The sequence below is a fragment of the Xanthomonas sp. SHU 166 genome (genome assembly GCF_000364685.1).
In the GTDB taxonomy this organism is placed as follows: domain Bacteria; phylum Pseudomonadota; class Gammaproteobacteria; order Xanthomonadales; family Xanthomonadaceae; genus Xanthomonas_A; species Xanthomonas_A sontii.
Genome location: NZ_AQOJ01000182.1, coordinates 1 through 7,860, shown reverse-complemented (window position 1 = coordinate 7,860; position 7,860 = coordinate 1). Strand labels below are relative to the sequence as shown.

Annotated in this window: 6 protein-coding genes; 4 read left to right on the top strand and 2 right to left on the bottom strand. The window is 69.1% G+C overall.

Features of this window, described 5'->3' with window-relative positions; genetic code table 11:
• The first annotated feature begins 105 nt into the window (after nt 1-105).
• The gene (locus tag D180_RS06595; RefSeq protein ID WP_017912170.1) at nt 106-2,130 is read left to right on the top strand and encodes a M3 family metallopeptidase; all 2,025 of its coding nucleotides are present in this window, start codon (nt 106-108) and stop codon (nt 2,128-2,130) included.
• 391 nt (nt 2,131-2,521) lie between these two features.
• Nucleotides 2,522-3,385: a hypothetical protein gene (locus tag D180_RS06590; RefSeq protein ID WP_232760365.1), complete on the top strand. Its 864-nt coding sequence runs from the start codon at nt 2,522-2,524 to the stop codon at nt 3,383-3,385.
• A 46-nt stretch (nt 3,386-3,431) separates the two neighbouring features.
• Here the strand turns inward: D180_RS06590 and fabB are convergent, their stop codons facing one another.
• Both fabB and fabA read right to left on the bottom strand, forming a co-directional pair.
• Nucleotides 3,432-4,640, bottom strand: a complete 1,209-nt coding sequence (gene fabB, locus D180_RS06585) for a beta-ketoacyl-ACP synthase I (RefSeq protein WP_043090571.1) — start codon at nt 4,638-4,640, stop codon at nt 3,432-3,434.
• Nucleotides 4,640-5,155, bottom strand: a complete 516-nt coding sequence (gene fabA, locus D180_RS06580; protein WP_017908912.1) for a 3-hydroxyacyl-[acyl-carrier-protein] dehydratase FabA — start codon at nt 5,153-5,155, stop codon at nt 4,640-4,642. Before fabA ends, fabB begins: the two co-directional genes overlap by 1 nt.
• A gap of 200 nt (nt 5,156-5,355) precedes the next feature.
• Here fabA and dinB point away from each other — a divergent pair, with 200 nt between their 5' ends.
• A complete protein-coding gene (gene dinB / locus D180_RS06575) occupies nt 5,356-6,426 on the top strand; it encodes a DNA polymerase IV (protein ID WP_198526519.1) in 1,071 nt (356 codons plus the stop codon).
• 667 nt (nt 6,427-7,093) lie between these two features.
• Nucleotides 7,094-7,747 (top strand): phosphoglycolate phosphatase, encoded by a 654-nt coding sequence (gph, locus tag D180_RS06570; protein WP_043090570.1) that lies wholly within the window; start codon nt 7,094-7,096, stop codon nt 7,745-7,747.
• Nucleotides 7,748-7,860 lie beyond the last annotated feature (113 nt).

The following is a 7,860-nucleotide window of genomic DNA, read 5'->3' as shown; positions in this document are numbered from 1 at the left end:
CCGGCGCCGGCCTGCCGCCGCTGCCTTGTGCTGCGCTGGACTGACCGCCATCTGCTTTTCGTGGCCGGCCGCGCCGGTCTTTCCCCCGCTACCGAGACTTCCGCGATGACCAATCCCCTGCTCGATTTTTCCGGCCTGCCGCGCTTCGATGCGATCCAGCCCGAGCACATCGGCCCGGCGATCGACACGCTGCTGGCGCAGGCCGAGGCCGCCGTGGCCGCCGCCGAGACGGTGGCGCCGGTGCGCTGGGACAGCTTCGTGGCGCCGCTGGACGACGCCACCGAGCGCCTGTGGCGTGCCTGGGGCCAGGTGAGCCACCTGCAGGCGGTGGTCAACACGCCGGCGCTGCGCGAGGCCTACAACGCCAACCTGCCCAAGATGACGCGCTTCTCCAGCGCGCTTGGACAGAACCTGGCGCTGTTCGCGCAGTACCGCACGCTGGCGCAATCGCCGGACGCGGCCGCGCTTGGCTCGGCGCAGCGCAAGGTGCTGGACAACGCGCTGCGCGATTTCCGCCTGGGCGGCGCCGAACTGGGCGAGGCCGACAAGCAGCGCTTCGCCGCGATCCAGGAAGAACTGTCGGCGCTGTCGGCCAAGTTCTCGCAGAATGTGCTTGATGCCACCGATGCGTGGTCGCTGCTGGTCGACGACCCGGCGCGCCTGGCCGGCCTGCCCGAGGACAGCATCGCCGCCGCGCGTGCGGCGGCCGAGCGCGACGGCCAGGCGGGCTGGAAGCTGACCCTGCAGATGCCCTGCTATCTGCCGGTGCAGATGTACGCCGAAGACCGCGCCCTGCGCGAGACGCTGTACCGTGCCAACGCGATCCGCGCCTCGGAGTTCGGCGATGCGGCGCTGGACAACAGCGCGGCGATCGGCCGCATCCTCGCCCTGCGCGGCGAACTGGCGGCGCTGCTCGGCTTCGCCAGCTACGCCGAGTATTCGCTGGCGACGAAGATGGCGCAAGATCCGGCGCAGGTGCTGGACTTCCTGCACGATCTGGCCGCACGCGCCAAGCCCTACGCGCAGCGCGACCGCGCCGAACTGGAGGCATTCGCGCGCGAGCACTTGGGCCTGGACACGCTGGAAGCCTGGGACCTGGCCTACGTCAGCGAAAAACTGAAGCAGGCGCGCTACAGCTTCTCCGAGCAGGAGGTGAAGCGCTACTTCACCGAGCCCAAGGTGCTGGACGGCCTGTTTGGCCTGATCCACGACCTGTACGGCTTGCGCGTGGAGGCCGACAGCGCGCCGGTGTGGCATCCGGACGTGCGCTTCTTCCGCCTCAGCGACGCGCAGGGGCGCTTGGTCGGGCAGTTCTACCTGGATCTGTACGCACGCGAAGGCAAGCGCGGCGGCGCCTGGATGGACGACTGCCGCAACCGCCGCGAACGCGCCGACGGCGTGCAGACCCCGCTGGTGTACCTGGTGTGCAATTTCGGCCGCGGCAGCGACGGCAAGCCGGCCACCTTCACCCACAACGAGGTCACCACCCTGTTCCACGAGATGGGCCATGGACTGCACCAATTGCTGACCCAGGTCGGCGAACTGGGCGTGGCCGGCATCAACGGCGTGGAGTGGGACGCGGTGGAACTGCCCAGCCAGTTCATGGAGAACTTCTGCTGGGAATGGCTGCGCCTGCAGGCGATGACCGCGCACGTGGACAGCGGCGAACCGCTGCCGCGCGCGCTGTTCGACAAGATGCTCGCGGCGAAGAACTACCAGAGCGGCATGTTCACGGTGCGCCAGCTCGAGTTCGCGCTGTTCGACATGCAGTTGCACCACGACTTCGATGCGCAGGCCGACAGCGTGCTGCAGTTGCTCGAGCGCGTGCGCGACGCCGTGGCGGTGAACCGGCCGCCGGCGTGGAACCGTTTCCCGCACCAGTTCAACCACATCTTCGCCGGCGGCTATGCGGCCGGCTACTACAGCTACAAGTGGGCCGAGGTGCTCAGCGCCGACGCCTATGCCGCATTCGAGGAAGCGCCTGACCAGTTGGCGGACACCGGCGCGCGCTTCCTGCGCGAGATCCTCTCGCGCGGCGGCAGCCGCCCGGCGCTGGAGAACTTCACTGCCTTCCGTGGCCGTGCGCCGGAGCTGGAGGCGTTGCTGCGGCACAGCGGCATGGCCGGATAAGCCGGGATTCGGGATTCGGGATTCGGGATGACAGCCTGCGGCTGTTGAAAGCCGGGATTCGAGATTTTCCTGCGCAAGCGTAGTGGTTGCGATTGCACTGTGGGAGGGACTTCAGTCCCGACGGGCTTTCCCGGGAAAGCCCGTCGGGGCTGAAGCCCCTCCCACAAAAGCAGCTGTTTTTATCGGCGCACTGGATCTCTTTGCAGCGGTTGTACTCCGCGGACTACGCTGCCGTCCCGATTCCCGGCTTTCAACAGCCGCAGACTGATCATCCCGAATCCCGAATCCCGAATCCCAGCTCCTCTGTGCTAGAACACAGCACAGCGGCACGGCGATCTTCGCCGCCGCGACCGCGGCGCAGGACACCGCCGCACTGCACAAGGAGGACCGCATGAGGCGAGCAGGGTGGTGGACGCCGTTGCTGTTGGGCATGGCCGCGCCGGCATTGGCGCAGGACGGCAGCGGCACGGTGCGCATCGGCGCCAGCCTGCGCGCCGGCCCGGCGCCGGAGTATCCGCGCGTGGCCACGCCGGCCACCGACGACGCGTTGCAGGTGCATGGCTGCACACGGGATTGGGCCTGGTGCGATGTCAGCTGGCGCGAGAAACGCGGCTGGCTGCCGGCTGGTGCGATCGACTTTCACGAACAGGGGCAGGGCGTCGCGCCCGGTGCCTCGCTCGGTGTGCCCACGGTCGGCTTCGCGCTGGACCGCTACTGGGACACGCACTATCGCGGCCAGCCGTGGGCACGCGAACGCGCGCGTTACCGCCCGCTGGAAAGCGCGGCGACTGCCGCTGGTCCAACGCAGATCCCGGCACCGCTGCAGCGGCAGTTGGCGCCGCAATGGCGGGCGCCCCCTCCACCGCAGGCGTCCGCGTCCGAGGCCGTGAGCGCCACGCCGGCATGGACGCCGCCGGGCGAGCGGATGCATCAGATCCCGCCGCCGGACGCGCTCAATCCCCGCTACAACAAGGAACTGGCGAAGGAACTGCAACGCCAGGACAGCGACCGCCGCCAGCGCGAATCGATGGGACTGCAGCCGGTGCCGCCGCCTGCGTCTGCGCCATCGGCATCGCCATCCTGGCCGCCCACGCCGGCGACGATCCAGTGGGTCGAGCGGCATCCGCCGAAGCCGAGTTCGCCACCGCGACCGCCACCGCCTCCACCGCCTCCGCCTTCAGCGCCACCCACCAAGCCGGAAGCGCACAAGGACGATGACGCCGGACGTCGCGACGTCCGGCAATTGGAGCGTTGACGCGCGGCACGCTGCCGTTGCCGGCAGCGGCGGAGCATGGCCTCACTCAGATCTTGGCGAACACCAGCGCGGCGTTGGTGCCGCCGAAGCCGAAGCTGTTGGACATCACCGTGCGCAAGTCCGCGTCGCGGCTTTCGCGCACGATCGGGAAGCCCTCGGCGCGCGGATCCAGCGTGTCGATATTGGCCGAGCCGGCGATGAAGCCGTCGCGCAGCATCAGCAGGCAGTAGATCGCCTCGTGCACGCTGGCTGCGCCCAGCGAATGCCCGGACAGCGCCTTGGTCGAGGACAGCGGCGGCACCGCGTCGCCGAACACCGCACGCACCGCGTCCAGCTCGGTGACGTCGCCCAGCGGCGTCGAGGTGCCGTGGGTGTTGAGGTAGTCGATCGGCGCGTCCACGCCCTGCAGCGCCATGCGCATGCAGCGCACCGCGCCTTCGCCGGACGGGGCCACCATGTCGGCGCCGTCGGAGGTCACGCCGTAGCCGACCAGTTCGGCGTGGATGCGCGCGCCGCGCGCCACCGCATGGTCGTAGTCCTCCAGCACCAGCATGCCGCCGCCGCCGGCGATGACGAAGCCGTCGCGCGCGGCGTCGTAGGGCCGCGAGGCCACCGCCGGTGTGTCGTTGAAGCCGGTGGACAGCGCGCCCATGGCGTCGAACATCAGGCTCATGGTCCAGTCCAGTTCTTCGCCGCCGCCGGCGAACATCACGTCCTGCTGGCCGTGGCGGATCAGGTCCGCCGCCGCGCCGATGCAGTGCGCCGAGGTCGCGCATGCGGCCGACAACGAGTAACTCACGCCCTTGATCTTGAACGCGGTGGCCAGGCTCGCCGACACCGCCGAACACATCGTGCGCGGCACCATGTACGGGCCGACCTTGCGCACGCCGCGGTTGCGCAGCAGATCCGCCGCTTCCACCTGCCAATGGCTGGAGCCGCCGCCGGAGCCGGCGATCAGGCCGATCCGCGGGTCGCTGATCGCCGCCTCGTCCAGGCCGGCATCGGCCAGCGCATCGCGCAGCGCCAGGTAGGCGTAGGCCGAGGCGTCGCCCATGAAGCGCTTGAGCTTGCGGTCGATCGCCGCGTCCAGGTCCAGTTGCACATCGCCGCCGATCTGGCTGCGCAGGCCGGCCTCGACCGCCTGCGGGCTATGGCGGATGCCGGCGCGGCCTTCGCGCAAGGCGCGCGACACGCTGTCCAGGTCGTTGCCCAGGCACGACGTGATGCCCATTCCGGTAATTGCCACGCGCCGCATCAGAATGCCTCCGTCGACGTGAACAGGCCCACGCGCAGGTCCTTGGCGGTATAGATCTCGCGCCCGTCCACCGACATGCGGCCGTCGGCCACCGCCATCGCCAGCTTGCGGTTGATCACCCGGCTGATGTCGATCTCGTACACCACCTGCTTGGCGGTGGGCAGCACCTGCCCGGTGAACTTCACTTCGCCCACGCCCAGCGCGCGGCCGCGGCCGGGCGCGCCCAGCCAGGTCAGGAAGAAGCCGGTCAACTGCCACATCGCATCCAGGCCCAGGCAGCCGGGCATCACCGGATCGCCGATGAAATGGCATCCGAAGAACCACAGGTCCGGGCGGATATCCAGTTCGGCGCGGATCACGCCCTTGCCGTGCGCGCCGCCGGTCTCGTCGATGGCGACGATGCGGTCGAACATCAGCATCGGATCGTTGGGCAGGCGCGCGGCGTCGGCGCCGAACAACTCGCCGCGTGCGCTGGCGAGCAATTGCTCGCGCGAATAGGAGGACAGACGACTCATGAGCGGAAGATTTCCAGGCGAGACAGTCGAGGCGCGCAAGAGTGCATGAGCCCTGCGCGTTCAATCAAACGTTTTATCCGTACGCACGCGTAGTGTCGGCAGCGGCGGTGGCGCGCGCACTGCGCCGGATCAAGGCGCGCATTCTCAGTCCGTGCGCAGCGCGGGGCTTATCATGCGCACACCGTTCGCAGGCGTAGGGTATGGGGTCGATGCGCAAGATCATTCACGTCGACATGGACGCGTTCTACGCGTCCGTGGAGCAGCGTGACGATCCTGCGCTGCGCGGCAAGCCGGTGGTGGTGGCCTGGCGCGGCATGCGCTCGGTGGTGTGCGCCGCCTCCTACGAGGCGCGCGTGTTCGGCGTGCGCTCGGCGATGCCGGCGCTGCGTGCCGAGCGGCTGTGCCCGGACGCGATCTTCGTGCCGCCGGATTTCGCCCGCTACAAGGCGGTGTCGCGGCAGGTGCGCGAGATCTTCCAGCGCCACACCGACCTGATCGAGCCGCTGTCGCTGGACGAGGCCTACCTAGACGTCACCGCGCCCAAGGGCGAATTGCGCACCGCCACCGAGATCGCCCAGACCATCCGCGCGCAGATCCGCGCCGAAACCGAACTGACCGCCTCGGCCGGCATCGCACCGAACAAGTTCCTGGCCAAGATCGCCTCGGACTGGCGCAAGCCCGACGGCCAGTTCGTGATCCGCCCGCATCGCGTGGAAGCGTTCCTGACGCCATTGCCGGTGAACAAGGTGCCCGGCGTGGGCAAGGTGATGGAGGCCAAGCTGGCGGAACTGGGCATCGCCACCGTCGGCGATCTGCGCGCGCGCAGCGAGGCGGAACTGGAAGCGCGCTTCGGCAGCTTCGGCCTGCGTCTGTACCAGCGCGCGCGCGGCATCGACGAACGCCCGGTGGAATCGGACCAGCCGGTGCAGTCGATCTCCTCCGAGGACACCTTCGCCGAAGACCTGGCGCTGGAGGCGCTGGAGCCGGCGATCCGGCAACTGGCCGAGAAGACCTGGAACGCCACCCGCCGCACCGAGCGCATCGCGCGCACCGTGGTGCTGAAGCTGAAGACCGCGCAGTTCCGCATCCTCACCCGCAGCTTCACCCCGGAGCAGCCGCCGGACTCGCTGCAGGCCTTGATCGACATCGCCCTGGCGCTGCGCGAGCGGGTGGACCTGCCGGCCTCCACCCGCTACCGCCTGGTCGGCGTCGGCCTGTCCGGCTTCCACGAGCGCGAGCCGGGGCAGGCGCAGGGGCGCTTGTTCGGTTGAGGCGGTGGCGTTGCCTGGGAGACTGCCTTCCCGGCTGATTGCATGGGAACGTGTGCCACGGGAGACTGTCGTACCCTTTATCGCCGCGCCCTGAGCGGTGCGTGGATTGAAACACCTGGGGTTACGGTGCGGCGACGGCGGGTCTGTGTCGCGCCCTTGCGGGGGCGTGGATTGAAAGCACATCGAGTCGGTCAGCAAGCACAGCGTAAGCGGTCGCACACTCTCGCGTGCGTGTGTTGAAACAATCATGGGATGTGGGTGCAGGCCGAGAACCTGGCCGTCGCTCCCGCGTCGGGACTGAAGTCCCTCCCACAGGGGCATGCTGCTCGGGTTGAAACAGCGACTTCATCCTCCGGCACGCGGATCGACCTGGTCGCGTCCTCACGGATGCGTGGATTGAAACATGGGTGGGGATCGCCAACCGGTGATGTTCTCGGGTGTCGTGCGCGCGAGCGCAGGGATCGAGCGGTTGACTCGGGCCGGGATGGATCGCGTGAGCGCGGTTCGCGCGCTCGGTCGCCGTCACGGCGCTGCCGCAGCGGGCGTGGCGTGGTCGCAATCGCGTGTCAGCGAAGGCAGCTTCCGCGCCGCGCCCGCGCGCGCGTCGCAACCGCGTCCGACATTGCGCCACCTACAATGCGCACTTGTTTCCCTGTGTTGGCACGACATGACATTTCCTTATGCATTGGTGGTGTTCGACCTGGACGGCACCCTGGTCGACAGCGGCGCCGACATCGCCGAGGCGCTGAACCGCACCCTGGCCGACTTCGGCCTGCCGCGCGTGCCGGAGGCGACCGTGCTGGGCTGGATCGGCGAGGGCGTGCGCAAACTCGTCGAGAGCGCCTGGCGGCATGCCGGCGACGCCACGCCGCTCGAGACGGTGATGCCGACCTTCATGCGTCACTACGCCGAATGCCTGTTGCGCAGTCCGCGGCTGTATCCCGGCGCGGCCGAGGCGCTGACGCAGTTGCATGCGGATGGCGTGACGCTGGCGCTGTGCACCAACAAGCCGTCGGCGATGGTGCCGCCGCTGTTGCGCCATCTGGGCGTGGCCGATCTGTTCTCTGCGGTGCTCGGCGGCGACAGCCTGCCCGAGCGCAAGCCCAGCCCGGCGCCGCTGCTGCACCTGGCGCAGCAGTTCGCGCAGCCGCCGGCGCGCTGCCTGATGGTCGGCGATTCGGGGACCGACCTGCAGGCCGGCCACGCCGCCGGCATGCCGGTGGCGCTGGTACGTTACGGCTATCCGCGCGATCTGGATCTGGCCAGCGCCGACGTGGTGTTGCTGATGAATGATTTGCGCGAGCTGCTGCAGCTGCGCTGATACGACGGCGATCCAAACACTGCGGTGTAGCGCAAAGACCGGGATGCGCTTGCAGGAGCGGCTTCAGCCGATGACGCAGTAAGCCCCTCTCCCCCCGGGAGAGGGGTTGGGGT